Source organism: Dermacoccus sp. PE3, from assembly GCF_001021715.1.
Lineage (GTDB): Bacteria > Actinomycetota > Actinomycetes > Actinomycetales > Dermatophilaceae > Dermacoccus > Dermacoccus abyssi.
Genome location: NZ_LDCM01000001.1, coordinates 142,992 through 167,726 on the forward strand (window position 1 = coordinate 142,992; position 24,735 = coordinate 167,726).

Annotated in this window: 21 protein-coding genes and 1 pseudogene; 12 read left to right on the plus strand and 10 right to left on the minus strand. The window is 67.5% G+C overall.

Going from position 1 to position 24,735, the window contains the following annotated elements; all coding sequences use genetic code 11:
• Nucleotides 1–32 precede the first annotated feature (32 nt).
• Entirely contained in the window at nucleotides 33–1,247 is a 1,215-nt protein-coding gene (locus tag AA983_RS00675; protein WP_047310335.1) for an MFS transporter, read from the plus strand.
• Nucleotides 1,248–1,267: 20 nt separating this feature from the next.
• Here the strand turns inward: AA983_RS00675 and AA983_RS00680 are convergent, their stop codons facing one another.
• Complete coding sequence (locus AA983_RS00680; protein ID WP_197078914.1) at nucleotides 1,268–2,605, minus strand: MFS transporter; 1,338 nt, start codon at nucleotides 2,603–2,605, stop codon at nucleotides 1,268–1,270.
• Nucleotides 2,606–3,224: 619 nt separating this feature from the next.
• Here AA983_RS00680 and trpB point away from each other — a divergent pair.
• Entirely contained in the window at nucleotides 3,225–4,430 is a 1,206-nt protein-coding gene (trpB, locus tag AA983_RS00685) for a tryptophan synthase subunit beta (protein WP_047310336.1), read from the plus strand.
• A gap of 31 nt (nucleotides 4,431–4,461) precedes the next feature.
• Here the strand turns inward: trpB and AA983_RS00690 are convergent, their stop codons facing one another.
• The gene (locus tag AA983_RS00690; protein ID WP_047310337.1) at nucleotides 4,462–5,730 is read right to left on the minus strand and encodes an alpha-hydroxy-acid oxidizing protein; all 1,269 of its coding nucleotides are present in this window, start codon (nucleotides 5,728–5,730) and stop codon (nucleotides 4,462–4,464) included.
• 71 nt (nucleotides 5,731–5,801) lie between these two features.
• Between AA983_RS00690 and AA983_RS00695 the strand changes: the two genes are divergently transcribed.
• Nucleotides 5,802–6,401, plus strand: a complete 600-nt coding sequence (locus tag AA983_RS00695; protein WP_047310338.1) for a hypothetical protein — start codon at nucleotides 5,802–5,804, stop codon at nucleotides 6,399–6,401.
• 57 nt (nucleotides 6,402–6,458) lie between these two features.
• Here the strand turns inward: AA983_RS00695 and gdhA are convergent, their stop codons facing one another.
• Nucleotides 6,459–7,808, minus strand: coding sequence for an NADP-specific glutamate dehydrogenase (gdhA, locus tag AA983_RS00700; protein WP_047310339.1), 1,350 nt, complete (start codon nucleotides 7,806–7,808; stop codon nucleotides 6,459–6,461).
• Between the two features lie 58 nt (nucleotides 7,809–7,866).
• Nucleotides 7,867–8,631, minus strand: a complete 765-nt coding sequence (locus tag AA983_RS00705) for an NAD-dependent deacylase (RefSeq protein ID WP_047310340.1) — start codon at nucleotides 8,629–8,631, stop codon at nucleotides 7,867–7,869.
• A 432-nt stretch (nucleotides 8,632–9,063) separates the two neighbouring features.
• Here AA983_RS00705 and AA983_RS00710 point away from each other — a divergent pair, with 432 nt between their 5' ends.
• A complete protein-coding gene (locus AA983_RS00710; RefSeq protein ID WP_047310341.1) occupies nucleotides 9,064–9,387 on the plus strand; it encodes a hypothetical protein in 324 nt (107 codons plus the stop codon).
• Nucleotides 9,388–9,465: 78 nt separating this feature from the next.
• On the opposite strand, the pseudogene AA983_RS15735 reads toward AA983_RS00710, so the two are convergent.
• Nucleotides 9,466–9,689, minus strand: a pseudogene (locus AA983_RS15735) (HigA family addiction module antitoxin).
• A 246-nt stretch (nucleotides 9,690–9,935) separates the two neighbouring features.
• Nucleotides 9,936–10,295 (minus strand): DUF5997 family protein, encoded by a 360-nt coding sequence (locus AA983_RS00720; protein WP_047310342.1) that lies wholly within the window; start codon nucleotides 10,293–10,295, stop codon nucleotides 9,936–9,938.
• A 168-nt stretch (nucleotides 10,296–10,463) separates the two neighbouring features.
• Here AA983_RS00720 and AA983_RS00725 point away from each other — a divergent pair, with 168 nt between their 5' ends.
• Nucleotides 10,464–11,033 carry a LysR substrate-binding domain-containing protein gene (locus AA983_RS00725; RefSeq protein WP_197078915.1) on the plus strand — a complete coding sequence of 190 codons (570 nt, stop codon included), beginning with the start codon at nucleotides 10,464–10,466 and terminating at the stop codon, nucleotides 11,031–11,033.
• Between the two features lie 475 nt (nucleotides 11,034–11,508).
• Entirely contained in the window at nucleotides 11,509–13,584 is a 2,076-nt protein-coding gene (locus tag AA983_RS00730; protein ID WP_052946723.1) for a P-loop NTPase fold protein, read from the plus strand.
• 83 nt (nucleotides 13,585–13,667) lie between these two features.
• Here the strand turns inward: AA983_RS00730 and ychF are convergent, their stop codons facing one another.
• Nucleotides 13,668–14,741, minus strand: coding sequence for a redox-regulated ATPase YchF (gene ychF, locus AA983_RS00735; RefSeq protein ID WP_047310345.1), 1,074 nt, complete (start codon nucleotides 14,739–14,741; stop codon nucleotides 13,668–13,670).
• A 76-nt stretch (nucleotides 14,742–14,817) separates the two neighbouring features.
• Here ychF and AA983_RS00740 point away from each other — a divergent pair, with 76 nt between their 5' ends.
• Nucleotides 14,818–15,792: a DUF389 domain-containing protein gene (locus AA983_RS00740; protein ID WP_047310346.1), complete on the plus strand. Its 975-nt coding sequence runs from the start codon at nucleotides 14,818–14,820 to the stop codon at nucleotides 15,790–15,792.
• 64 nt (nucleotides 15,793–15,856) lie between these two features.
• Nucleotides 15,857–17,029: a DNA recombination protein RmuC gene (locus AA983_RS00745; protein ID WP_047310347.1), complete on the plus strand. Its 1,173-nt coding sequence runs from the start codon at nucleotides 15,857–15,859 to the stop codon at nucleotides 17,027–17,029.
• 35 nt (nucleotides 17,030–17,064) lie between these two features.
• Here AA983_RS00745 and AA983_RS00750 read toward each other — a convergent pair whose 3' ends face one another.
• Nucleotides 17,065–19,074: an acyltransferase family protein gene (locus AA983_RS00750; protein WP_047310348.1), complete on the minus strand. Its 2,010-nt coding sequence runs from the start codon at nucleotides 19,072–19,074 to the stop codon at nucleotides 17,065–17,067.
• Nucleotides 19,075–19,244: 170 nt separating this feature from the next.
• Nucleotides 19,245–20,255, minus strand: coding sequence for a 4-hydroxy-3-methylbut-2-enyl diphosphate reductase (locus AA983_RS00755; protein ID WP_047310349.1), 1,011 nt, complete (start codon nucleotides 20,253–20,255; stop codon nucleotides 19,245–19,247).
• 55 nt (nucleotides 20,256–20,310) lie between these two features.
• On the opposite strand from AA983_RS00755, the gene xseA reads away from it, so the two are divergent.
• Nucleotides 20,311–21,564 carry an exodeoxyribonuclease VII large subunit gene (gene xseA / locus AA983_RS00760; protein WP_047310350.1) on the plus strand — a complete coding sequence of 418 codons (1,254 nt, stop codon included), beginning with the start codon at nucleotides 20,311–20,313 and terminating at the stop codon, nucleotides 21,562–21,564.
• Nucleotides 21,565–21,620: 56 nt separating this feature from the next.
• Nucleotides 21,621–21,923 (plus strand): exodeoxyribonuclease VII small subunit, encoded by a 303-nt coding sequence (locus AA983_RS00765; RefSeq protein WP_047310351.1) that lies wholly within the window; start codon nucleotides 21,621–21,623, stop codon nucleotides 21,921–21,923.
• Nucleotides 21,924–21,986: 63 nt separating this feature from the next.
• Here the strand turns inward: AA983_RS00765 and AA983_RS00770 are convergent, their stop codons facing one another.
• Nucleotides 21,987–22,580 (minus strand): DUF4245 family protein, encoded by a 594-nt coding sequence (locus tag AA983_RS00770; protein WP_129664330.1) that lies wholly within the window; start codon nucleotides 22,578–22,580, stop codon nucleotides 21,987–21,989.
• Nucleotides 22,581–22,696: 116 nt separating this feature from the next.
• Here AA983_RS00770 and glpX point away from each other — a divergent pair, with 116 nt between their 5' ends.
• Both glpX and AA983_RS00780 read left to right on the plus strand, forming a co-directional pair.
• Entirely contained in the window at nucleotides 22,697–23,701 is a 1,005-nt protein-coding gene (glpX, locus tag AA983_RS00775) for a class II fructose-bisphosphatase (protein WP_197078916.1), read from the plus strand.
• A 55-nt stretch (nucleotides 23,702–23,756) separates the two neighbouring features.
• Nucleotides 23,757–24,695: a carbohydrate kinase gene (locus AA983_RS00780; protein ID WP_047310354.1), complete on the plus strand. Its 939-nt coding sequence runs from the start codon at nucleotides 23,757–23,759 to the stop codon at nucleotides 24,693–24,695.
• Nucleotides 24,696–24,735: the final 40 nt, after the last annotated feature.

The window sequence follows — 24,735 nt, forward strand, 5'->3', positions numbered from 1 at the left end:
CCAGCCTAGGGCCGCGCGTCACAATGGTCGATATGCCTGAATCCCCCACAGCCTTCACGCGCGAGCAGGGACGTGCGCTCGTGCGCGCCGTTTTCGCGATCTTCTTAGTCAACGGCGTGATGATGGGCGCATGGGGCGGTTCGCTGCCGGGCCTGCGTGAGCGCGTCGGTACGGACGCGGGCGGCATCGGCGCCGTTCTCCTCGTCACCGGCGCGAGCGCCATCGTCTCGATGCAGATCGGCGGGCGCGTCTCCGACCGCATCACCCCACGCTTGCCGTCTCTCGTGAGCGGCGTCGCGATGGCTGCGGCTGTCGGACTCCTCGCCTTCGTACCGAACTATGTGGCTCTCGTCCTCGCGGGAGCGCTCATCGGTGCGAGCAACGGCACCATGGACGTCGCGATGAACGCCCTCGGCATCGACGCGGAGAAGGCCTCCGGCATACCGGCGATGAGTCGTTTCCACGCATTCTTCTCGCTCGGTGGCTTCGTCGGCGCGGTCATCGTCGTGGCGTTCGCCCGCATGCAGGACGACGCCGATCCACGCTCGGCCCTCATCGTCATCGCCGTCGCGGCGCTCCTCGCGCTCGCCGCACTGCTGGCCCGCACCCCCAAGGCCCCCCACGACGACGCAGGCGCGCAGGAGACCGATAAGGCCGACGTTTCGGCGTCCACGAAGGCCACGGGCATCCCGCCGCAGGCGTGGTTGCTCGGCGTCATGGCCCTGTTCTTCGGCTTCACCGAAGGAACGGCCATCGACTGGGCCTCGATCCACGTCACCGACGTCGCGAAGGTCGACGCCGGCACCGGCGCAGCAGGTCTCGTCGCGGTGTCGGCGACGATGGTCGTCATCCGCCTCGTCGGCGACGCGCTCGTGCGCCGCTACGGACGCGTCGCGGTCGTCCGATTCGGAGCTCCGGTGGCCGTCGCCGGTTTCGCGGTGACGGTGGTGGCGTCGTCCCTGCCCGTCATCCTCGCCGGCTGGCTGCTCGTGGGCCTGGGTGTCGGCATGATCGCGCCGCAGATCTACGCGATCGCGGGCCACATCGGCGGCGGTCGGGTGCTCGCCATCGTCACCGGCTTCGGGTACACCGCGTTCCTGGCCGGGCCGGGCGTCATCGGCTACCTCAGCTCACACTTCGACATTCAGCGCGCGATGCTCCTACCGCTCGTGGCGGGCCTGCTGCTCACCGCGCTGGCGTTCACGCCCGCCCTGCGCGATCCGCAGGACGAGCGCGTGGGCGCCTGAGCGACACCCAACGAGCCTGCTCAGGCCTCCTCGAGGCTCGCGCCACGTCGTTCGGGCAGGAGCAGTGACGCCACCGTGGCGACGGCGAACGCGAACGCGATGAGCGCGAACGTCCACACCTCGCCGTGCTCGGTGAAGACGACCGGCACGATGAGCGGCGCGACGATCGACGCGATGCGGCCGAACGCCGTCGCGCTTCCGGCACCCGCGGCGCGGATCGCGGTCGGGTAGATCTCCGGCGTGATGGCGTAGAGCGCACCCCAGGCGCCGAGGTTGAAGAAGCTGAGTGCACATCCGGCCGCGATGATCGTGGCTTCGGAGCCGGCGTTGCCGAACGCGAGCGCCGAGAGCGCGGAGCCGGCGAGGAAGGCGGCGAGCGTGGGACGTCGGCCGATCTTCTCGACGAGCACCGCGGCCGCGAGGTACCCGGGCAGTTGCGCGATCGTGATGATGAGCGTGAAGCCGAACGACTTGGCCACCGGGTAGCCACCGGCGACGAGGAACGTCGGAATCCACAGGAACGCGCCGTAGTAGGCGAAGTTGACGCCGAACCACGTGGTCCACAGCGCGGCGGTGCGGGTGCGGTAGGCCGGCGCGAAGGCATCGGTCATTTTCGGCTTGGGCGCAGCCTCGTGGTCTGTCGGCGCGACGGCGGCGCTCTTCGGAGCTTCGATGCCGGACGCCGATTCGAACTCGCGGACGGATCGCTCGGCCTCCTCCTCACGTCCGGCGCGTTCGAGGAAGCGCACGGATTCGGGCAGGCCTCGACGCACCCACACCGCGTAGAGCGCGGGCACGAGGCCGAGGAGCATGGCCCAACGCCACCCGTTCTCGCGCGGCACCACGGTGAAGCCTATGACGGCGGCGAGCAGCCAGCCCACGGCCCAGAACGACTCGAGAGCGACGACCATGCGGCCCCGCAGTCGGCGCGGCGCGTACTCACTCACGAGCGTCGAGGCGACGGGCAGTTCGGCGCCGAGGCCCAGACCGACAACGAAGCGCAGAGCGCACAGCACGAGGAACGTCGGTGCGAGGGCTGACAGGCCCGTTGCAAGGCCGTACACGACGAGCGTGCCGGCGAAGACCGTGCGGCGGCCGATGCGGTCGGCCAGGGCGCCACCGGCACCGGCGCCGATCGCCATCCCGATGAAGCCGATCGACGCGAGCCACGACAGGTCGGTGGTCGACAGGCCCCACTCCTTCTTCACGGCAACCATGAGGAAGGAGATGAGGCCGACGTCCATGGCGTCGAGCGCCCAGCCGAGGCCGGAGCCGACGAGCAACGAACGGTGACGACGGTTGAACGGCAGGGCGTCGAGGCGCTCCTCGCGAGTTCGGTGTTCGGTCGTCATGGACATGGGCACTCTTTTCGTCAGTTAGGCACAAAGTCGTGCCGGAGAAAGAGTAGCCCGATTGAACCCCTTTTGGTCAACAAGAGGAAAAGTTTGGTGCGTCACGCTGTCGACGGAGCAACCAGCGCGTCGAGGAGCACACACGCCCGCTCGATTCCAACCGGGCGTAGATGGCGGCGACCTCGTCACGCGGGGCCGGCTCGAGCAGCGACTGGACCGTGCCCGGGTGCTGGAAGACCTCGGAAGGAGAACGCGAAGGCATCGAAACACGGCTGACGCCCCGAGAAGTGGGGCGAGTGGGTCGTCGCTGTCGTCCAGCCGACGCCCGGCGCTATCCCGGATCCGGCGCAGGTGGCGGCCTTCACGAAGGAACGCATCAGCAGCGTGAAGGCCCTCAAGGAGGTCTCCGTGTGGCCCGGCCTGAAGCGCTCGGAGGTCGGCAAGGTGCTCAAGAGGACGTCAAGCAGACGCTGAGTTCGGCCTCTCAGGCCTGACCACCGCCCGACGCAGCCCCGTGACGATCACGGGCTGAGACGGCCGGCCCGTCCGCGGCTCGAGGGTGCGGCGAGCATCCTTATGCCGGTTACGGTCGTGCCACGCCCCACCCGCGAAAGGAAGTTCGACCATGACCTCGTACGACGCGAACGCAGAAGGCTTCTTCGGTGAGTACGGCGGCCGTTTCGTGCCGCCGCACCTCGAGGAGCCGATGGCCGAGGTGGCACGCGCGTGGGCCGAGGCGAAGGCCGACCCGACGTTCCTCGGCGAGTACGAGCGTCTGCTCACGCTCTACGCGGGCCGTCCGTCGGTGCTGTTCCCTGCCGACAACCTGACGCGCCACGTCGGCGGCGCGCGCATCTACCTCAAACGTGAGGATCTCAACCACACCGGGTCGCACAAGATCAACCACTGCCTCGGCGAGGCCCTGCTCGCGAAGCGCATGGGAAAGAAGAAGCTCATCGCGGAGACGGGTGCCGGCCAGCACGGCGTCGCTCTCGCGACGGCGGCCGCGTACATGGGTCTCGAGTGCGAGATCCACATGGGTGCGATCGACGTCGCCAAGCAGCACCCGAACGTCGTGCGCATGGAGATGCTCGGCGCGAAGGTCGTGCCGGTCGAGTTCGGCGGGCGTTCGCTCAAGGAGGCCGTCGATTCGGCGTTCGACACCTACGCCCGTGACTTCGAGGACGTCTTCTTCGGCATCGGCTCCGTCGTCGGCCCCGACCCGTACCCGTCGATGGTGCGCGAGTTCCAGTCGGTCGTCGGGCGCGAGGCGCGCGAGCAGATCCTGTCGCTCGAGGGCCGCCTGCCGGACGCCGCGGTCGCGTGCGTCGGTGGAGGGTCGAATGCGATGGGCCTGTTCAGCGGCTTCCTCGACGACGAGGGCGTCCGGCTCTACGGCGTCGAGCCGGCCGGCGAGGGCGTCGAGGTGCCCGGCCGTCACGCCGCGACGATGACGAAGGGCACCCCCGGCACCCTGCACGGCATGGCCACCACGGTGCTGCAGGACGAGTCCGGTGAGCCGTCGGCGGTGCACTCCATCGCGTCCGGTCTCGACTACCCGGGCGTGGGCCCGCAGCACGCGTACCTCGCGTCGCTGGGCCGCGTCACGTACGTGACGGCCACGGACGACGAGTGCCTCGATGCCTTCAGCGCCCTCTCGCGAGTGGAGGGCATCATCCCGGCGCTGGAGAGCTCGCATGCCATCGTCCACGCCATGAAGTTGGCTCGCGAGCTGGGCGAGGACGGCATCGTCGTCGCCAACCTCTCGGGGCGCGGCGACAAGGATGTCGACTACGTCGCCGAGTACCTCGCGGAGCACCCGCGCTCCTGAGCGCGAGCCTCGTCGCGGCGCGTTCGTTCGGTCACCGAGCGAGCGCGCCGCGGTGTATCTCGGCCACGGACGCATGACCCGTCAGCGCCATCGTGAGGTCGAGCTCGGCGAGGGTGTGCTCGACGACGGCCTGCACCCCTTCGGCGCCCGCGAGCGCCAGACCGTAGACGTAGGGCCGCCCGAGGATGACGGCGTCTGCCCCGAGCGCGAGCGCCGTGAAAACGTCCGAGCCCGAGCGCACCCCGGAGTCGAAGAGCACGGTGAGATCGCCGACCTCGTCACCCAGGCTCGCGAGGACGTCGAGCGAGGCGACGGCGCCATCGACCTGCCGACCGCCGTGGTTCGACACGACGATGCCGTCAAGCCCTTGGTCGGCGGCGAGGCGCACGTCGTCGACGCTCTGGATGCCCTTGAGCAGGATCGGGAGCGACGTCCATTCGCGCAGCTTGGCCAGGTCGTCCCAGGTGAGACCGCTCGAGGGGAACACGTCGAGGAACGTCTCGACCGCGGCGCGCGGCAGCGGTGAACGGAGGTTCTCGCGCAGGTCGCCCGGGTAGTGCCGGGCTATCGACACCAGCGAGCGGGCCGCCGCGGGCGTCGGACGTTCGGTCGGTCGGGCCGATCCGCGGGCTGCGCGCTCCTCGACCCGCGCCATGAAGACCGGGTCGCTGAGGTACTGCGCGAGGCCCTGGCCACGCGCGAACGGCAGGTGCCCGAGGTCGAGGTCCTCAGGCCGCCACCCCATGAGGTGCGTGTCGAGCGTGACGACGACTGCCTCCGCACCGCACGCCTCGGCGCGCTGGACGAGCGAACGGGCCAGGTCGTCGTCGTTGCTCCAGTACAGCTGGTACCAGTGCGGCGTCTCGCCGAGTTCGGCGGTGACCTCCTCCATGGCGACGCTGGCTTGCGTCGAGTGGATCATCGGCGTCTGTGTGGCCACGGAGGCCTTCGCCACGGCGTGCTCGGCCTGCGGGTGCGCCATTTCGAGGACGCCGATGGGCGCGAGCAGGAGCGGGTGCGCGTAGCGACGGCCGAAGAGGTCGACGCCGAGGTCGCGTTCACGCACGTCGCGCAGCATGCGGGGCACCGCGCGGTAGCGCCCGAAGGCTTCGACGTTGGCGTCGTTCGTGCGTCCCCGTCCCGCGCTGCCGTCGACGTAGGCGAACGCACGATCGCTCATCGCCTTGCGGGTGGCCTCGCGCAGTCGCCCCGGTTCGACGGGAACCACCGGGGTGCGTCCGTAGACACCGGCGCCGTAGATGTCGCCCTGAATCCTGCGTCCGAGGTTGATCGCGTCCATGCCACCCACGGTAGAAGTCCCTCCCCTGCAACGGGGCCGCAGGCGCTTACCGCTTCGTTAGGTTGGGAGGCATGAAGGCGCGCCCCGAGATCATCGACGCCCACGTGCAGGAGCTGTGGCGTACGGGCGCGACGCGTATCGCGTCGAGCACCGGCAAGCTCGTGGCGTGCATGGTCGGCGCGCTCGGTTTCACGGCCATCGGCGGCGCCGGTCTCACGGTCGTCATCGGCGAGCGCGGCGTGCTCGGCGCGTTCACGAGCACACCGGGCTCGTGGGTGTGCCTCGTCGCGGTGCTGTTCTTCGGGGTGCTCGGCATCCCGTCGTTGACGATCCAGTTCCTACGTCGCCAAACGCTCGTCATCGAACGCGAGGGGGTACGCGTGCTGCGCGGCGATGGGCGCCAGGTTGCAGCCTTGGCGTGGCAGAACGTCGCTGAGGTCAGCCAGTTCCGTCACCGGAGTACGTCGATGACCAACTGTGTCCTCACGCCCGAGGCGGCCGATCTCCGGCGTGCGACGTCGGGGGCGGTCGCGCGGGGCCTGGCCCGGGCCGACGCGGCAGTCGTCGGTACCCAGGTGTGGACCGTGCCGACGATCTTCAAGTACCAGCGCGAGCTGCCCGAGATCCTTCGGGCGGCGCTGCACGGCTACCGCACCGGTTGGCGGCTGTAACGCGCAGAGCCCGCCCGAACGCTAGGTTCGAGCGGGCTCTGCGGCGAAGCGCCCGGGTCAGACGACGCCGAGGGCGAGCATGGCGTCGGCCACCTTGACGAAGCCGGCGATGTTGGCGCCCTTGACGTAGTCGCCGGGCACATCGAACTCGTCGGCGGTGCTCTGGCAGCGCTCGAAGACGCCCTTCATGATGGTTTCGAGGCGCTGCTCGGTGTGTTCGAAGCTCCACGAGTCACGCGAGGCGTTCTGCTGCATCTCGAGAGCGCTGACGGCGACACCGCCACAGTTGGAAGCCTTGCCCGGTGCGAACAGGACGCCGGCCTCCTGGAGGATGTCGGTGGCGTCCGGCGTCGTGGGCATGTTCGCGCCCTCGGCGACGGCGATGCAGCCGTTCTTGACGAGCGTCTTCGCCGCGTCCGCCGACAGTTCATTCTGCGTGGCACACGGCAGCGCGACGTCGCAGGCGACTTCCCAGATCGAGCCGTCGGCGACGAACGTCGACTGCTTGCGCAGGTCGGCGTACTCGCTGATGCGGGCGCGCTTGTTCTCCTTGAGGTCGCGCACGATCTCGAGGTCGATGCCGTTCTCGTCGACGACGTAGCCGCCGGAGTCGCTCATCGCGATGACGGTGCCGCCCAGCTGGGCGACCTTCTGCGCGGCGTAGATGGCCACGTTGCCGGAGCCGGAGATGACAACCTTCGTGCCGTCGAAGGAGCGGCCCTTCGTCGCGAGCATCTCCTGGGTGAGGAAGACCGTGCCGTAGCCGGTGGCTTCGGTGCGCGCCGCGGCGCCGCCCCAGGAGAGGCCCTTACCGGTGAGCACGCCCGCCTCGTAGCGGTTGGTGATGCGCTTGTACTGGCCGAAGAGGTAACCGATCTCGCGGCCGCCGACGCCAATGTCGCCGGCCGGGACGTCGGTGTACTCACCGATGTGGCGGTAGAGCTCCGTCATGAACGACTGGCAGAAGCGCATGACCTCGGCGTCGCTCTTTCCCTTGGGGTCGAAGTCGGCGCCACCCTTGCCGCCGCCGATGGGCAGGCCGGTGAGGGAGTTCTTGAAGATCTGCTCGAAGCCGAGGAACTTCACGATGCCGAGGTAGACGCTCGGGTGGAAGCGCAGGCCGCCCTTGTACGGGCCCAGGGCCGAGTTGTACTCGACGCGGAAGCCGCGGTTGACGTTGACGCGGCCCTGGTCGTCGACCCACGGCACGCGGAAGATGATCTGACGCTCGGGCTCGGCGAGGCGCTCGATGATGCTGGCCTCGACGTAGTCGGGGCGGCGTTCGAGCACGGGGCCGAGGCTCATGAGGACCTCGTCCACGGCCTGGTGGAACTCGGCCTCACCGGGGTTGCGCTTGAGGATCGTCTCGCGGACCGGCTCGAGCCGGGGGTGCAGAGTCGGGGACATGGCGTGCCTCCTAAGCGCCGACGGATCACGCCGACGGATCGTGTGGGGTTTTGATCGATTATGCCGTGTTCTCACGAAGAGCCGTGAGCAGCGCGGGTAGGGCTTCACCCGCTGGGACGCGCCATGTGGCGGTGGCGATGTCGCTGAGGTCGGTCTCCTCAGGGTTGATCTCGACGACAGGAACACCGCGGTGGTGCGCCATGATCGGCAGGCCGGCTGCGGGGTAGACGATCCCGGAGGTGCCGATGACGAGGACGAGGTCGGCGGAGAGCGTCGCGGCCTCGGCTCGTTCCAGAGCATCCTGCGGGAGTGCTTCGCCGAACCAGACGATGCCGGGCCGCACGAGGCCGCCGCAGTGGACGCAGACGGGCGGGTCGAGGCGCTCGACTGGTTCGGTGAGCGATTCGCCGACGGCGTCGGCGTCCTGCCCGCAGCGGGAGCAGCGCACCGCGAAGATGCTGCCGTGCAGGTGGGCGAGGACATCGCTGCCGGCGCGTTCGTGCAGGTCGTCGACGTTCTGGGTGACGACCCACAGGTGAGCATCGCCGGCCTCGCTCCACTCGGCGAGCGCCCGGTGCCCAGCGTTGGGCTGGGCGCGGGTCATGAGCGTCATGCGCCAGCGATACCAGGCCCAGACGCGGGCCGGGTCTGCCTCCCACGCCTGCGGAGTTGCCAGGGATGCGGGATCCTGGTTCGCCCACAGCCCGGTCTGTGCATCGCGAAAGGTGGCGAGACCGCTCTCGGCGCTCATTCCGGCACCGGTGAGGACGGTGACGCCCTTGGCCGTGCGGGCGAGTTCAAGGACGTCCGCGGGAACACGCATGCTGTCACGGTATCGAGGTGGCCCGCCGAAGCCGAATGCCCGGACGCCCCCGCCCGGCGGTGGGACGTCGGGGATCGAGCGGGCGGGCTCTGCGGCGTCAGCGGGCAGACGCCCGACCTTGGGAGTTCTACAGCCGAACGGCCCAACACCGCCTGTACAACACACGACGCTGGGAGTTCTGCAGCCGAACGGAGCCACGCCGGCTGCCCCACGCCCAACCTTGGGAGTTCTGATGTGAGCACCTGGGCAGCTGGGCGGTTCCCACTCGCGCCGCACCGAGCGACCGAAGCGACGCGGCCTCGTTGCTCGCCGTTCCGATGTTCCCGCCAGACCCCGCGAGCGAAGCTGGTCGCTGCCATCCACCCTTCCTGTGACGCGCGTCATAGCCGTGCTACGTTCGCGACAAGGACCACCGGAGCACAGGAGGCAACCATGTTCGAGTCGAACGGCACGATCGAGAAGACGTATGTGACACCGCCAGAGGCCGTGGGAGCGGCGATCGCAGCCGTATGCCAGGAGCAGGGCCACCACCTCGGCTCGGTGAACCCCGACGGGTCGCGCTACGAGCTGAACACCAAGCGGACGGCCCTCAGTTGGGGCGTTGCGATGGCGATGACGCTCTCACCCGGCGCTTCGGGTACCGACGTTCGCGTCGACTACGACAACGTGCCCAACTCCCCGAAGGCCCTGTTGGACGGGCGCAAGAACGCCAAGACGGTGGAGAAGTTCCTCACCGAACTCGACGCGAAACTCTGAGAGCGCTTAACCCGGCCAAGTCGCCGCTCCGCACGGACCAGACCAGAAGCTGACCGCCTGATATCTGCCGGACGTTCCTTACGCGACGCTCAACTGAGTGATGGCGGCGATCTGCTCCCCTGCACGGTCTTCGGCACGGTCCAGTTCGTAGTGGCTTCGCAGATTGATCCAGAACTCTGCAGAGGTGCCGAAGTACTTCGCCAGGCGCAGCGCCTGTCCGCCGTGATCCCCCGCTTGCCGTGGACGATCTCGTTGATCCGCCGTGGCGAAACGCCGCCTCGACATCCGCGCGCGAGCACCAGTCGTTCCTCCCACCGCCCGGTCGAGCCATGAGCCTGCGGGCATTCGCTCAGGCCAGGCAGGCCAACGGCCGGCCGCCCTTGTAGGTCACCATGTCACCGAGCGCGGCCGTCACGTCGGTCGGGGCTCCCCGTTCTGCGACGTCAATTTCCGCGTACGCAACGCGCAGGTCTCTCGGAGTTTAGGGCGAGGGCCGGCTTCGGCCAGGCCCGATCACGACCGCTGCCGGACCACCCGCCGTCTCGGGCTCAGCCCTTCTGCTGTTCCTTAAGCCTGGCGTTCTCGGCGATGACCTTGCGGTGAACCTGACGCTCGTGGACGAGCCATTCCGGCGGGTCGGTGAGGAGCTCACCCACCTGGGCGGCGTTCAACGGTTCGGTGACACCGCTGCGCCGCAACCCCGAGTGGGAGATCCCCAGCTTCGCAGCCGTGACCTCACGCGGGAACGGACCGTTACGGCGCAGGTCGATCAGCCATGCCGGCGGGTCCGCGCGCAGGGCGTCGAGTTGCGCGCGCGTGATCGGGGTGTTCTGAAAGTCTTCCGGCGCGGCGGTCAGCAGGATGCCGAGCTTCTGGGCTGCCGTGGACGGCTTGAGGGTCTGACTCACCCGAAGAGCGTATGCCACACCGACTCCTCGAGCATGCGAGGGCGGTAGCCTGCCCCGGTGAGCGAGAACAACCCCGAGGTCGCGGCACTACGGATCGGGAAGGTGCGCGGCGTCACTCTCACCAAGTGGCAGCGGGTGTGGGGCGAGCGCTTCGAGGCTCCCCTCGCCGTGAGCGATGTGGCCGACGCCGAACAGCTCGTCGGCCTGCGCGACGGAAGCCTCGACATGTGCTTCGTGCGTCTGCCCATCGACCGAGAGGGTCTCCATGCGATCCCGCTCTACGAGGAGCAGATAGTGGCGTGGGTATCCAAGGAGCACCCCATCTCGGCTGTCGACGACGTGAGGCTCGCAGACCTCGAAGATGAGCAGGTGATCACCGAGCTCAACGCCGCAGCAACAGATCTCGTACTGGGCGGCGCTGTGCTGGTCGTGCCGATGTCCATTGCCCGCGGTGCCAGCCGGCGCGACCTGACCTACCGGCCGATCATCGACGCCGAACCCGCCCCCGTCGCCCTCGCCTGGCGAATGGACGATGAGAACGCGTATCTCGAGGACTTCATCGGCGTGGTCCGCGGCCGCACGGTCAACAGCTCGCGGACCACCCAGAACGGGCCGGCCGCCCCGGTGCGCGGTTACGCCGAGAATGATCGCGGCAAACCCGCCCGGACGACCGCGAACCGCGCGAGATCCCGCACCGGCCGACCGTCCGCGACAAAGAGAAAGCGAAAGGGCCGCTGAGCGACCCCTTGACCTGGAACCCGTCGGCCCAGATCGCGAACAGCACCTCATACGTCGCCGTGCCGCACCGGGGTCGGCGGGCGGCGATCGAGCACGTCATGCGTCTCGTCCTGGACAACGGACTGAGGCGGAATTCCACCGCGTGCCCACGGTTAGGGCAGTCTGCGGGAGCCGCCTCCGTGCATTCTCCCGTCACCCGGTGCGAAGCATGGGGCCGTGCTGCAAGAACGCCGGCCACGGCTTCAAGGACAAAAGCTGGCGCGACGATGGCGATCCCCGACCATCACCCTCATGGGGCCGGAGCAGGCGGCTCAACTGCCGGCTGTCTACCAACGAGCGATGTGGCAAGGGGCGTGACGGCGGACCGCTCCACGTCCGCCCGACCCGGCCTTCAATTGTAGCGGCTTGCATCGAAAAGAAGCTTGCGCGCCAGGTGCTCCCGCAAGGGTCAAGGTGGCCGTGCTTTGCTAGCACTATGAACAGCGATCACTCCCAACAGAGCCCTCCGATCGACGCGCCGATCACCTCTTCGCGCGAAGACGACCTCGGGCGAGCACCGGTCGCGCAAGACTTCGCGGAATCGATCCGGGAGCTCGACGCGAGCCAGGGACTCGTGGTGGGCATCTTGGGGCCTTGGGGGCACGGAAAGAGCTCATTCATCAACCTGATGCGCGAACAGTTTGCGACCGCTCCCGCTCTCACTGTCGTCGACTTCAACCCTTGGATGTTCTCCGGCTCGAACAAGCTCGTCAACTTCTTCTTCACGGAGATCGCAGCGGAGCTCAACGTTCACAGCAAGAGCCGCTTCGGGAAGGCTGCGGACTGGCTTGCCCAGTACGCCGGCATCCTCAAACCTGTGTCTCAGTTCATTCCGCTTCCGGGTGCAGCGGCTGTAGGTGAGGCCGCCGCGGCCGCGATCGGTGGACTTGCTGAGACAACGGACGCAGAGCGCAGCGCCAAGAAAGTACGGGAAGAGATCACGAAGGAACTCGCCTCACTCGCGCAACCTATCGTGGTCGTCATTGACGACATCGACCGTCTCACCACTCTCGAGATCCGTGAGATCTTCAAACTCGTCCGTTTAACGGCGAGCTTTCCAAATATCATTTACGTGCTTGCTTTTGACAGAGCACGCGTGGAACAGGCCCTCACCGAAGACGGCATCCCCGGACGGGCGTACCTCGAGAAAATCGTCCAGTTGAGCTTCGATGTTCCACATGCGCCAGAGAAGCTGCTGCGGTCCCAAGTTTTCGAAGAACTGAACCGCGTCCTCGCCCCCGTCGCGAACGCCACACTCGACGACGGCCGATGGAGTGACGTCTATTGGGAAGTGATCGATCCGCTGTTCTCGAACATGCGTGACGTCAAGCGTTACGCGATCTCCGCCAGGTCGACGATTAAGAGTCTCGGTGCTGATGTTGATCTGGTCGACCTTCTCGCGATGGAAGCACTTCGCGTCTTCCGCCCTGAACTCGTCCATCAACTATCGAAGCTTCGAAATGAGCTCACGAGCACACGCGAGATTATGGGACGCAAGGACGACCGAGCCCAGAAGGCCATTGCTGCGCTCCTCGCTAAATTCCCCGATGACGACGAGGTTGTTCGGGCGCTATTCAATCGCGTATTCCCGGTCGCGCTGCAATACGTCGAGAACAACCACTACGGATCTGACTGGCTGAGCGTCTGGCGAACCGCACACCGGATGGCCCACATCGACTTCCTCAACCTCTATTTCGACCGAGTCGTACCTGACGAACTCATCGCGTTTCGAAACTCTGAACAGGCGCTTGAGCTCCTCAGCGACGGAGGCGCACTTAGGAGCTACCTGACCACCTTGGACCCTAAGCAGCTCGAATCCGTCCTCGAAGGTCTCACCTCACTAGAAGCAAAATTTACGACCGAGATGGTCGTCCCTGGATCAGTCACGCTTCTCAACCTCATCGACGCCATTCCCGAGAAAGAGGAGCGAGGTTTATTTGACATCGGACGCCGCGACATCTCTGTTGGCCGCGTCGTCCTTCGCCTCCTCCGCCGCGTAGGAGATGAGGCAGAGCGAGAAACCCTAGTCTCACAAATCCTCGACGGCATCGAAACATACTCATCCCAGCTCAATTTCATCCACAGCGTGGGCCATCGCGAAGGCGTGGGGCACAAACTCGTCAGTGAAGCGTTCGCAGCGCGGATCCATGAGGATTTTGTTGCACGACTCAGGCAAATCTCACCAGACAAGCCGTGGCGCGAGTGGGATGCCTGGCGCATCTACGATGCCGTCCAAACAGCAACAGGCGAAGCACCTCTGACGTCAAATGACGATCCTGTCCTGCTGCGAGCGGTACTGCACTCACTTAAGTCCACTGCACGATCGCAATCGATGGGCTCTCGACAGGTCAGATCTGAAGATCGTCTCGCCTGGGATCTTCTCGTCGAGCTATTCGCATCTGAAGTCAAAGTCGAAGAGGTCGTGAGAAATGTGCGCGAAAATCTGGGTGACGACAATGTTCTTCAACTCGCGGACAAATACCTATCAGGCTGGCGACCGGAGAGTTTCTAGACAACACCCGGTACGCCGAGGGGAACGGCCTTTTCTTTGTCGCTAGCCCAACCTATCGAAACAGAATTCCGATTGTGCGATAGTTAAACATTAAATCTAAATTCCACTACGTCGCCATCGGCCATGACGTAGTCCTTGCCCTCCATGCGGGCCTTGCCCTTGGCGCGGGCTGCGGCGACGGATCCGCACTCGACGAGGTCGTCGAAGCTGATGATCTCGGCCTTGATGAAGCCCTTCTGGAAGTCGGTGTGGATGACGCCGGCAGCCATCGGCGCCGTCCAGCCCTTGCCGATCGTCCAGGCGCGCGTCTCCTTCGGCCCGGCCGTCAGGTACGTCTGCAGCCCGAGCGTGTTGAAACCCTTGTGCGCGAGCTGCTCCAGGCCCGGCTCGGTGATACCGACCGACTCGAGCAGCTCCCTCGCCTCGTCCTCGTCGAGCTCGGCGACCTCGGACTCGAGCTGCGCGTTGAGGAAGATCGCCTCGGCCGGCGCGACGAGCGCCTGCATCTCGGCCTGGAACGCCTCGTCCGTCAGCTGCGACTCGTCGACGTTGAACACATAGATGAACGGCTTCGCCGTCAGCAGCCCGAGCTCGCGGATCTCGCTCGTGTCGAAACCGACCGAACTGAGCGTCTTGCCCTCCTCGAGCACCTTCTGCGCGGCCAGGGCAGTCTCGTAGACCGACTTCTCGGTCTTCTTGCCCTTGACCTCCTTCTCCAGACGCGGCACAGCCTTCTCCAGCGTCTGGAGGTCGGCGAGGATCAGCTCGGTGTTGATCGTCTCCAGATCCGAACTCGGCGACACCTTGCCGTCGACGTGGTGCACGTCGTCGTCGACGAACGCACGCACGACCTGGCAGATCGCGTCGGCCTCACGGATGTTCGCGAGGAACTTGTTACCGAGGCCCTCACCCTCCGAGGCCCCCTTGACGATGCCCGCGATGTCGACGAACGACACCGTCGCCGGCAGGATCGCCTGCGAGCCGAAGATGCCCGCGAGCACCTTGAGGCGCGGGTCCGGCAACGGAACGACGCCGACATTCGGCTCGATCGTTGCGAACGGGTAGTTGGCTGCGAGGACGTTGTTCTTCGTCAGTGCGTTGAACATCGTCGACTTGCCGACGTTGGGGAGACCGACGATTCCGATGGTGAGTGCCACGATCGACGATTCTACCGACCGACCATCGGTCGACCTATTCGCCGGGCGTACCCTGCGGCCGCCGTATCGTGAGCGCATGCTGATGCACCTGCGCCTCACCGTGCCGAGCGCACTGTTGTCGCAGGTTCGCACCCGCCTCGTCGACGACGAGGCCGTCACCAACGTCACCGTCTCCCCCGGTGCGGTACTCAAGCCCGAAGGCGACCTCATCGAGGCCGACGTCGCCCGCGAGGCCGTCAGTTTCGTCATCGACGACCTCACCGACATGGGTCTCGGCGACTCCGGCGGCATCGTCCTCAGCGAGCCCCTCGCCACCCCGTTCCAGCGCGCCTCATCGGTGGAGCGTGCGGCCCACGGCGACCCCGACGACGCCGTCATCTGGCGCCTCCTCGTCGAGCGGGCGAAGGGCGCAAGCCACATCACCGTCAACTACCTGGCGTTCCTCGTCATCGCCACGGCTCTCGCCTCGATCGCAGTTCTCACCGACTCGTCGGTGCTCGTCGTCGGAGCGATGGTCGTGGGCCCCGAGTTCGCCGCGGTCGCAGCCACCTGCGTCGGCCTCGCGATGCGTGAGTGGCACCTCGCCGGCCGCTCGTTCGCGCTTCTCGTCTGGACCTTCTGCGCCGCCATCGCCGTCATCACGGCGCTCGCGTGGGTCGGCCTCCACGTCGGGCTCTTCGACGCCGACATGGTGACGCGCGAGCGACCGCAGACGAACTTCATCTGGCGGCCGGACAAGTGGTCGTTCATCGTCGCTCTTCTCGCGGGCGCGGCCGGGGTGCTCGCCATGGCCATCGACAAATCGAGTGCCATGGTCGGCGTCTTCATCAGCGTGACGACGGTGCCCGCCGCCGGCAACGTGGCGCTCGGCCTCGCGATCTGGGACTGGCAGGAGATCCGCGGCTCGCTGGCACAACTCGGCCTCAACATCGCAGGCATGCTCATTGCCGGTGTCGTGACGCTCATCGTCGAACGCCTCGTGTGGCGCCGGCTCGGTGAGGAGAGGCGGTTCACCCTGACGCAGCGGCACTTCAACCGCGCACACCGCTGACGCGCGGGGCCACCGAAATCCCCGTCGTTCCGGGGTTGTCGGTGGCCCATGCCATCGTGAGGGCATGTCTCCGCTTCTCGCCGTCGCCCTGTTCGCCCTCGGGCTGACGCTCGGCGCCCTCGTAGCCTGGCGCCTCACCGCGCTGGTCACCGCGGGGCGCGCCCGCGACGACCTCGCCGCCGTCAGTGCCGAGCGTGACGTGCTGCGCGAACGCGTCGTCGACCTCGAAGCCACCGTGAGCGACGACGCCCAGACGGCCGCCGCGCTGCTGCCGCTGCGCGACACCCTGGCCCGTGTCGAACACCAGGTGGCAACGCTCGAACGTGACCGCGTGGAGCAGTACAGCCACGTCGACGTCGCGCTCAAGGACGTGCGAGCCAGCACGGAGCTGTTGCGGCGCGAGACGTCGTCGCTCGCCGGCTCGCTCAACGCCTCGAACGTGCGCGGGCAGTGGGGCGAGGCGCAGTTGCGCCGCATCCTCGAACTCGCCGGCATGCTCAACCGTTGCGACTTCGACGAGCAGTGGCGCGGACACAACGACGAAGGCCGCCCCGTGCGCCCGGACGTCGTCGTCCACCTGCCCGGCAACCGCCAGCTCGTCATCGACGCCAAGGCACCCATGAGCGCGTTCCTCGAGGCGCAGGCCACGGACACCGACGACGCCCTGCGCGCCGCAGCCCTCAAACGCCACGGCAAGGCCCTCGCGGCGCATGTCGACACTCTCGCGTCGAAGCGCTACTGGAGCGCCGTGGCCACCTCCCCCGACTTCGTCATCGCGTTCGTGCCCGGCGATGCCATGCTCGCCGCTGCGCTCAACGCCTCACCTGGCCTGCTCGAGAGCGCCATGGAGCGGCGCGTCGTCCTCGCCTCCCCGAGCACCCTGCTCGCCACGATGCGCAGCGTCGCGGTGCTGTGGCAGCACGCCACCGTCGAAGACAACGCCCGCGAACTCCTCACGCTCGGTCGCGAACTCCACGAGCGCATCGGCACCCTCGCCAAGCACACCCACGACCTCGGCGGCTCACTGCGCCGCAGCGTCGAGGCCTACAACCTCTTCGTCGGTTCCCTCGAATCTCGCGTCCTCGTGACGTCGCGCCGCATGCACGAGCTCGACCTCGCCACCGCACCGGCGCCCGAGGTCACCCCCCTCACCTCGGTGCCGCGTCCGCTCACCCACGAATCGCTCCTCGAGGCGATCTACGACGACCCCGAGGACGACGAACGCCGCCGAGCCTGAGGCCGGGCGGCGAACGACGAGACGAGAACAGCCGACTACTTGGCTGCGGCCGCCTTCGGCTTGTCGGCGTACACCGTCGACACGCCGATCGGGTCGCCACCCATCGGGTACGCCATCGCGAGCGCCCGAGCAATGCCCCGCGCCTTGGCTGACGACCCCGTGCCGTTGTTGTGGTTCGCATCATCCTGCAGGAACCACTCGGGGTGCGGCAGGGCTTCCGACGCCCAGTCGTAGACGCGCAGGTTCGGGTAGCGCTTCGTGGCCGCCACGACCTTCTCGTTGAACGCCGCCATGTTCTTGTTGGCGTACAGCGGGTTGTTCACCCAGGCCTGCGTCACCGACGTCACCCACAGCACCTTGGCGTTCTTCGGTATCTGCTTGAGCAGCGCATCGACGCGCATGTCGGCCGTGAACGGCGACTCGCCCTTCGCCATCGTCGCGGCATCGTTCATGCCGAGCGCGATGACCCAGCAGCCGTCGAAGCCTTCGCGCACGTGCTGGGCCACGGCCTCCTTGCCGTTCGTGTCGCTACCGAAGTGCTCGATGATGTTGCGGCCGCCCTTGATGTCCTCGAGCACCGTCGTCACCCCAACGCCCTGGTAGCGCGCGCGGATGCGTTTGGCCGGATCGGTGATGTTGGTCGAGGCACCGTCCTCGAGCCCGAGTGACGACGAGTCACCGATGTGCACAACCTTCTCGCAGGACGTCTTGAGCGGCCTCCCCGGTTGCGGGTAGGCAACGGCAGGAGCCGCAGCGGCCTTCTTCGCCGCCTTCTTCTCCGAGTCCGCATTCTGCTTCGCCGCGATTTCCTTGACCGACATCTGCGGCAGGTTGCCGACCGCCGCCATCGCGCCGACGGAGAGCGCCGTCAGAGCAGCACCACCGACGATGAACGGCGGCAGCACACGTCGGCTCGCACCTGCACGCATCGGCGCCGTGCCGCGCTTCCACGCCCCGACGAGCCCGTAACGACGGATCGGGTCCTCGACCACGACCCATGACAGCGACGCGATGACGAGCGTCAGCACGACGACGATCGTGCCTCGCAGGAGGGTGTTGCCGTAGAACGAACGCTCGGGCAGAAACGCCGCAACCGGCATGTGCCACAGGTAGATGCCGTACGTACGCTCACCGAGCCAGCGCAACGGCTGCACCGACAGCACCTTCGCGATGACGTTGTTCGGGTGTGCCGCGGCGAAGAGCACCATGCAGGTCGCGATCGTGAGCAGCGCGATGCCACCGCGGTAGATGAAGGGGGACGTCTCCGTCGTGAACGCCGCGAGCAGGCCGATGCCGACGAGACCTAGGGCGCCGATGAGGGCCACGCCCGCGCGATGAGCAGCACTCGCGAAACGATCGGCGACGCTCGGGTGCCACAGGAAGGCCAGGGCAGCACCCCAGAGGAGCCCGCCGGCACGGGTGTCCGTGCCCTCGTAGGCGCGCGTCGCGTCGGCGTTGCCCGTCGGCGCGACGACGGCGAGCAGGATCATCGAGACGAGCCCGAGCGCGAACGTCACACCGGCGACCTGCTTGAAACGCCCCTTGAACACCGTGAGGAGACCGAGCAGGAGCAGCGGCCACAGGACGTAGAACTGCTCTTCCACCGACAGCGACCACAGGTGCTCCAGCGGCGAAGGCCCCTCGAAGCGGTTGAAGTAGGTGTCGCCCTCGAGGATCGTGCGCCAGTTCGCCACATAGAAGAGAGCCGCGAGCGCCTCGCTCGTTCGCTCACCGAGTTTGTCGGGCGTGAGCAACGCAACCGCGATCATGACGACGACGAGCAGGAGCACGACAGCCGGCAGAAGTCGGCGGGCACGACGGATCCAGAACGTCTTCAGCCCCAGGCTGCCCTTGCGCTGCCACGAACTGATGAGCAGCGACGTGATGAGGTACCCGCTGAGGGTGAAGAACACACCCACGCCCAGCAGGCCACCACTCATGTGTGGCACACCCACGTGGTAGGCGATGACGAGGGCGACGGCAATGGCACGCAGGCCGTCCAACCCCGGGTAATAAGCAGCGCGCGCGTCTGTGGGCCGTGGCACCGGCGTCCTCAATTCAAAAATCGACTCACCACGGTGGAGTTCCCCGCCCACCGCGTGGTCCGACCATAAGAAAGGACTCTTAATGCCCCCTGAAATTCCGGGGCATTCCGGTCACGATTTGACAACGCTCACCCGCGGGGGTGAGCCACAAATCGTCTTACGCCGCGAGGTCAGTGAAGGTCTGCGAGGGAACCCTGACCGACGACCTTGGCACCGTCCGGAAGACCGCGCGCCTTGAGGTCGCGACGCAGTTCCATCGGCAGCGCGAACGTCAGCGATTCCTCGGCCGAGATGATCGGCTTGACGTCCTCGTAACCGCGCTCGGCGAGGAACTCGAGAACCTCGCGCACGAGGATCTCGGGAACCGAGGCTCCGGAGGTGACGCCGACCGTGCCGACGCCGTCGAGCCACGCCGGGTCGATCTCGGCGGCGTAGTCGACGAGGTGACCGTCCTTGGCACCGTGCTCGAGCGCCACCTCGACGAGACGCACCGAGTTCGACGAGTTACGCGAGCCGACGACGATCATGAGGTCGGTGTCCGCCGCCATCTCCTTGACCGCGAGCTGACGGTTCTGCGTGGCGTAGCAGATGTCGTCGCTCGGCGGATCCTGCAGTTTCGGGAACTTCTCGCGCAGACGGCGCACCGTCTCCATCGTCTCGTCCACGGAAAGCGTGGTCTGCGACAGCCACACCACGCGCTCCGGGTCGCGAACCTCGACGTTCTTCACGTCGTCGGGGCCGTCGACGAGGGTGATGTGCTCGGGCGCCTCGCCGGAAGTACCGATGACCTCTTCGTGCCCCTCGTGCCCGATGAGGAGGATGTCGTAATCGGCATCCGCAAACCGGATGGCCTCGCGGTGCACCTTCGTCACGAGCGGGCACGTGGCATCGATCGTCTTGAGTGACAGCGCCTTGGCCTCGTCGTGAACGACGGGGGCCACACCGTGCGCCGAGAAGACGACGGTGGCGCCCTCGGGCACCTCGTCGGTCTCGTCGACGAAGATCGCGCCGCGACGTTCGAGCGTCGTCACGACGTGCTTGTTGTGGACGATCTCCTTACGCACGTACACCGGCGGGCCGTAGAGGTCGAGAGCCTTCTCGACGGTGATCACGGCACGGTCGACGCCCGCGCAGTACCCGCGCGGGGCGGCCAGCAGGACACGCTTCGTCTGAGTTTCCACAACCCCATGGTAGCGACCCGCGCTGTGTGCCGCCTTGACGCCTACAGTGGGCGGGGTGACGAACGTTCCCCCACACCTTCCTCAGCTGGCGGGTGACACGAGCGCCGAAGCGCCGTGGCCCGTGCGCGTGCTGAGCATGAAGATCGCCGAGTACGTCGATCGCATGTCGCCGCTGTGGGTCGAGGGCCAGATCGTCCAGCTCAACGTGCGCGCCCGCACCGCCTACCTCACCCTGCGTGATGCCGACGTCGACATGTCCCTATCGCTCACCGTCCCGACGAACACGCTCAACGCGATGGGGCCGCTCGTGCGCGAGGGGGCGCGAGTCGTCGTCCACGCGAAACCGACGTTCTGGACGAAACGTGGCCAACTCATGCTCGAGGGTCGCGTCATGCGTCCCGTCGGCGAGGGCGAACTGCTGCTCCGTCTCGAGCAACTCAAGCGAACGCTCGCGGCCGAAGGCATCTTCGACCGCGACCGCAAGAAGGCCCTTCCGTTCCTCCCCCGCCGCATCGGGCTGGTCACCGGCCGAGCGGGTGCCGCAGAGAACGACGTCGTCGAGAACGCTCGCAGACGATGGCCCGCAGCACGCTTCGAGATTCGGCAGGTCGCCGTCCAGGGCCCCGACACGGTGCAGCAGGTCGGCGGTGCCATCCGCGAACTCGACGAGATCGACGACGTCGACGTGATCGTCGTCGCGCGCGGCGGCGGCTCCTTCGAAGACCTCCTGCCGTTCAGCAACGAAGCACTCGTGCGCGTCGTCGCCGCAGCCCGCACGCCGATCGTCAGTGCCATCGGCCACGACGTCGACACACCCTTGCTCGACCACGTGGCCGACTTGCGCGCGTCGACGCCCACGGACGCGGGCAAGAGCATCGTGCCGGACCTGGCCCTCGAAAGCTCGTCGCTGCGTGAGGCGCGGGTGCGCCTCAGCCAGGGGCTGCGCGGGCGCTTCGCCGCCGAACGGCGCCACCTCAACGCCCTCGTTTCCCGGCCGGCGTTGGCCGACCCGAGTTCGCTCGTCGCCGACCGACGTGACGACCTCGACCGCATGACGAACCGCAGCGCCTACGCCCTGCGCCAACGCCTCTCGCGCGCCCACGACCAAGTCGCTCACGCCCGTGCGCAGGTCGTCGCGCTCTCACCGCAACGCACGCTCGATCGTGGGTACGCCGTCGTCCAGCAGGTCGACGGCACCCTCGTCACCTCGCGTGAGAGCGTCAGCGCCGACGACCTGCTCAAGGTGACGGTGGCCGACGGCAACTTCGCCGCCACCCCGGTGTCGGCACCCCCGACGCGAGACTCGTAGGCGCCCACGCCGAAGAAGAAGACGAACGCCGCCCGAAAGACACGAGGAGACGACGCATGAGCGACGACACACAGAACGCAGGCGAAGCGACCGGCACCAACGCCTCGACGCTGACGGCCGTCGACACGAGCGACATCGCCCAGATGGGCTACGAGCAGGCGCGCGACGAACTCGCGTCCATCGTGTCCACGCTGGAGAGTGGCCGCACCCCACTCGAGGAGAGCATGCGCCTGTGGGAACGCGGCGAGGCTCTCGCCGATCACTGCTCGACGTGGCTCGACGGTGCACAGTCACGCATCGAGGACGCCGTGGCGCGGCGCGAGGGCCGCGACGGTGAGGGTGACGCCGAGCAGAAGTGAGCTGACCGGCCGGGCGTCGGAGTTCCGAGATTCAGCTCGACCGACGACGGCCGAGCCGCAGCGTCACTTCGTGACGGCGCTGATGGGCTTGGCCGACTTCGCGACCTGCTCGAGCTGATTCCACGTGCCCTTGCCGGTGACGACGGTGTCGAGGCCTGCCAGCGGCGTCGTGCGCACGAGCGCCTTCTGGTCGCCGTCCATCTCGACCTTGCGCCACGTGGCACCTCCAGCCTTGAGCTCACCGGAGTTCGTGCCCTTGGCGACCTTCGCGAACCACGCCGCGCCACCGTCCTTGCGCTGCTGGATCGAGAGGTAGTCCTCGCCCGCACCCTGGTATCCGGCGCGCCAACGCTCCGGGTTCTCCTTGTCGCCGGGGATCATCGCCGCGTGGACGGGACGCCAGGGCGAACCGAGGCCGTCGGCAACAGCGACGTCCCACTTCTTCGACTGCGAGACCTGCCCGGCCACGCCTGCCGCGTCGACCGTGGCGAGTTTCGTCGCACCCTGGCGAGGAATCAGGGCCAAAAGCACCAAACACCCCGCGATACAGGCGATCATGGACAGGACCATGCTCTTGGCATTGCCCTGCATCCCACGCCGCTTCGGCGGCTGGGGTGTCGGGTTGTCGTTCGTGGCGGTTTCGGGGGGCGTGCTCACGCCCCTATGGTCTCCGACAATGCCCCGTCGGAGCGAACCGGGTCCGTCCGAGCGCTCACGGCGGTGCGATGCCGAGCCGTTCGACGCCGTCATTCCAACCCCGAGGAGACATCGACGTGACCACGTCCCTGCCGACCTATCAGATCCCCGACCGCAACCTCGCGCTCGAACTCGTGCGCGTCACGGAGGCCGCCGCGATGGCCGCCGGCCCGTGGGTGGGCCGCGGCGACAAGAACGCAGCCGACGGTGCCGCCGTCGAGGCCATGCGCACGCTCATCTCGACGGTGAGCATGAACGGCACCGTCGTCATCGGTGAGGGCGAGAAGGACGAGGCGCCGATGCTGTTCAACGGCGAGCGCGTCGGGGACGGTACGGGCCCGGACGTCGACGTCGCCGTCGACCCGATCGACGGCACCACGCTCACTGCCAAGGGCATGCCGAACGCCGTCTCCGTGCTCGCTGTGAGCGAGCGTGGCTCCATGTACGACCCGAGCGCCGTGTTCTACATGGACAAGCTCGCCACCGGCCCCGAGGCTGCGGACGTCGTCGACATCCGCCTGCCTGTCGCCGAGAACATCCGGCGCATCGCGAAGGCCAAGGGCACCTCGAACAACGGCGTCACCGTCGTCCTGCTCGACCGCCCGCGCCACGAGGGCCTTGCCCAGGAGATCCGTGACGCCGGCGCCCGCATCAAGTTCATCTCCGACGGTGACGTCGCCGGCGCCATCATGGCCGCACGCCCGAACACCGGCGTCGACCTGCTCCTGGGCACCGGCGGCACCCCCGAGGGCATCATCGCCGCCTGCGCGATCAAGTGCATCGGCGGCGTCATCCAGGGCCGTCTCGCCCCGCAGGACGACGAGGAGAAGCAGCGCGCTCTCGACGCCGGCCACGACACCAACCGCGTTCTCACGACGCACGACCTCGTGCGCGGCGACAACTGCTTCTTCGTCGCCACCGGCGTCACCGACGGCGAACTGCTGCGCGGCGTGCGCTACCGCGAGGACGGCTGCACGACCAGCTCCCTCGTCATGCGCAGCAAGAGCGGTACCGTACGAGCCATCGAGGGCGAACACCGCCTGAGCAAGGTGGCCGAGTACGCCTCCGAGCAGTACCAGTAAGCACGACCCGTCCCCCGCGCCCCTCGTGGGGGTTCACGCCCCCACGAGGAGCCGCATGTCCCAGCCGAACACCCGCACCACGCTCGTCATCGGCGAGGCACTCATCGACGTCGTCCACGCACTCGACGGTGACGTGACCGAGCACGTCGGCGGCAGCCCGCTCAACGTCGCCGTGGGCCTCGCTCGGCTGGGGCACACCGCCGTGCTTGCCACGCACCTGGGCAACGACGCACGTGGCGAGCGCATCCGTGACCTGCTCACGGACGAGGGCGTCGACGTCACGATGTCGAGCTTCGACCTCGAGTCGACCTCGACGGCCCAGGCCACGCTCGGCGAGGACGGTGCCGCAGAGTACGAGTTCGCCATCGAGTGGCCTCCAGTCACCGGCATTCCGCACGACGCCGAACACCTCCACACCGGCTCGATCGGCGCCTCTCTCGACCCGGGGGCCGCTTCCGTTCTCGACGCGCTCAAGGCTGCGCGCAGCGCCGCGACGACGTCGTTCGACCCGAACGTGCGGCCCTCCCTCATGAAGTCCCCCGAGGACGAGCGGGTTCGCGTCGAGGAGTTCCTCCACCACATCGACGTCGTGAAGTCGTCCGACGAGGACGCACAGTGGATCTACCCGGACCGTAGCCTGCGCGAGATCGCGCACGGTTGGGCCGAACTCGGCCCGCGACTCGTCGTCATCACGCGCGGTGGCGACGGCGCCTTCGTCGTCGTGGGCAACGGCGAGGAGCTCGAGTTCGCGGGCCACTCCGTCGAGGTCACCGATACGGTCGGCGCCGGCGACTCGTTCATGTCCGGTCTCATCTCCGGCCTCCTCGACGCCGGCCTGCTGGGTGGCGCGGAAGCCCGTAGCCGCCTCGAGATGGCGCAGGCCGACGACGTGCGCCCCGCCCTCGAGCGCGCCCTCCTCACCTCGGCCACGACGGTGACGCGCGCCGGTTCGAACCCGCCTCACCGCCATGAGGTCGTCGCCGACGAGTCGTGAGACTTCTCACCCCGCGCCTCCCACGGATGCATTCCACCCT

Coding starts and splice junctions, on each gene's coding strand:
- AA983_RS00675 (WP_047310335.1), top strand. CDS start 33: ATGCCTGAATCCCCCACAGCCTTCACGCGCGAGCAGGGACGTGCGCTC.
- AA983_RS00680 (WP_197078914.1), bottom strand. CDS start 2,605: ATGTCCATGACGACCGAACACCGAACTCGCGAGGAGCGCCTCGACGCC.
- trpB (WP_047310336.1), top strand. CDS start 3,225: ATGACCTCGTACGACGCGAACGCAGAAGGCTTCTTCGGTGAGTACGGC.
- AA983_RS00690 (WP_047310337.1), bottom strand. CDS start 5,730: ATGGACGCGATCAACCTCGGACGCAGGATTCAGGGCGACATCTACGGC.
- AA983_RS00695 (WP_047310338.1), top strand. CDS start 5,802: ATGAAGGCGCGCCCCGAGATCATCGACGCCCACGTGCAGGAGCTGTGG.
- gdhA (WP_047310339.1), bottom strand. CDS start 7,808: ATGTCCCCGACTCTGCACCCCCGGCTCGAGCCGGTCCGCGAGACGATC.
- AA983_RS00705 (WP_047310340.1), bottom strand. CDS start 8,631: ATGCGTGTTCCCGCGGACGTCCTTGAACTCGCCCGCACGGCCAAGGGC.
- AA983_RS00710 (WP_047310341.1), top strand. CDS start 9,064: ATGTTCGAGTCGAACGGCACGATCGAGAAGACGTATGTGACACCGCCA.
- AA983_RS00730 (WP_052946723.1), top strand. CDS start 11,509: ATGAACAGCGATCACTCCCAACAGAGCCCTCCGATCGACGCGCCGATC.
- AA983_RS00740 (WP_047310346.1), top strand. CDS start 14,818: ATGCTGATGCACCTGCGCCTCACCGTGCCGAGCGCACTGTTGTCGCAG.
- AA983_RS00745 (WP_047310347.1), top strand. CDS start 15,857: ATGTCTCCGCTTCTCGCCGTCGCCCTGTTCGCCCTCGGGCTGACGCTC.
- AA983_RS00765 (WP_047310351.1), top strand. CDS start 21,621: ATGAGCGACGACACACAGAACGCAGGCGAAGCGACCGGCACCAACGCC.
- AA983_RS00780 (WP_047310354.1), top strand. CDS start 23,757: ATGTCCCAGCCGAACACCCGCACCACGCTCGTCATCGGCGAGGCACTC.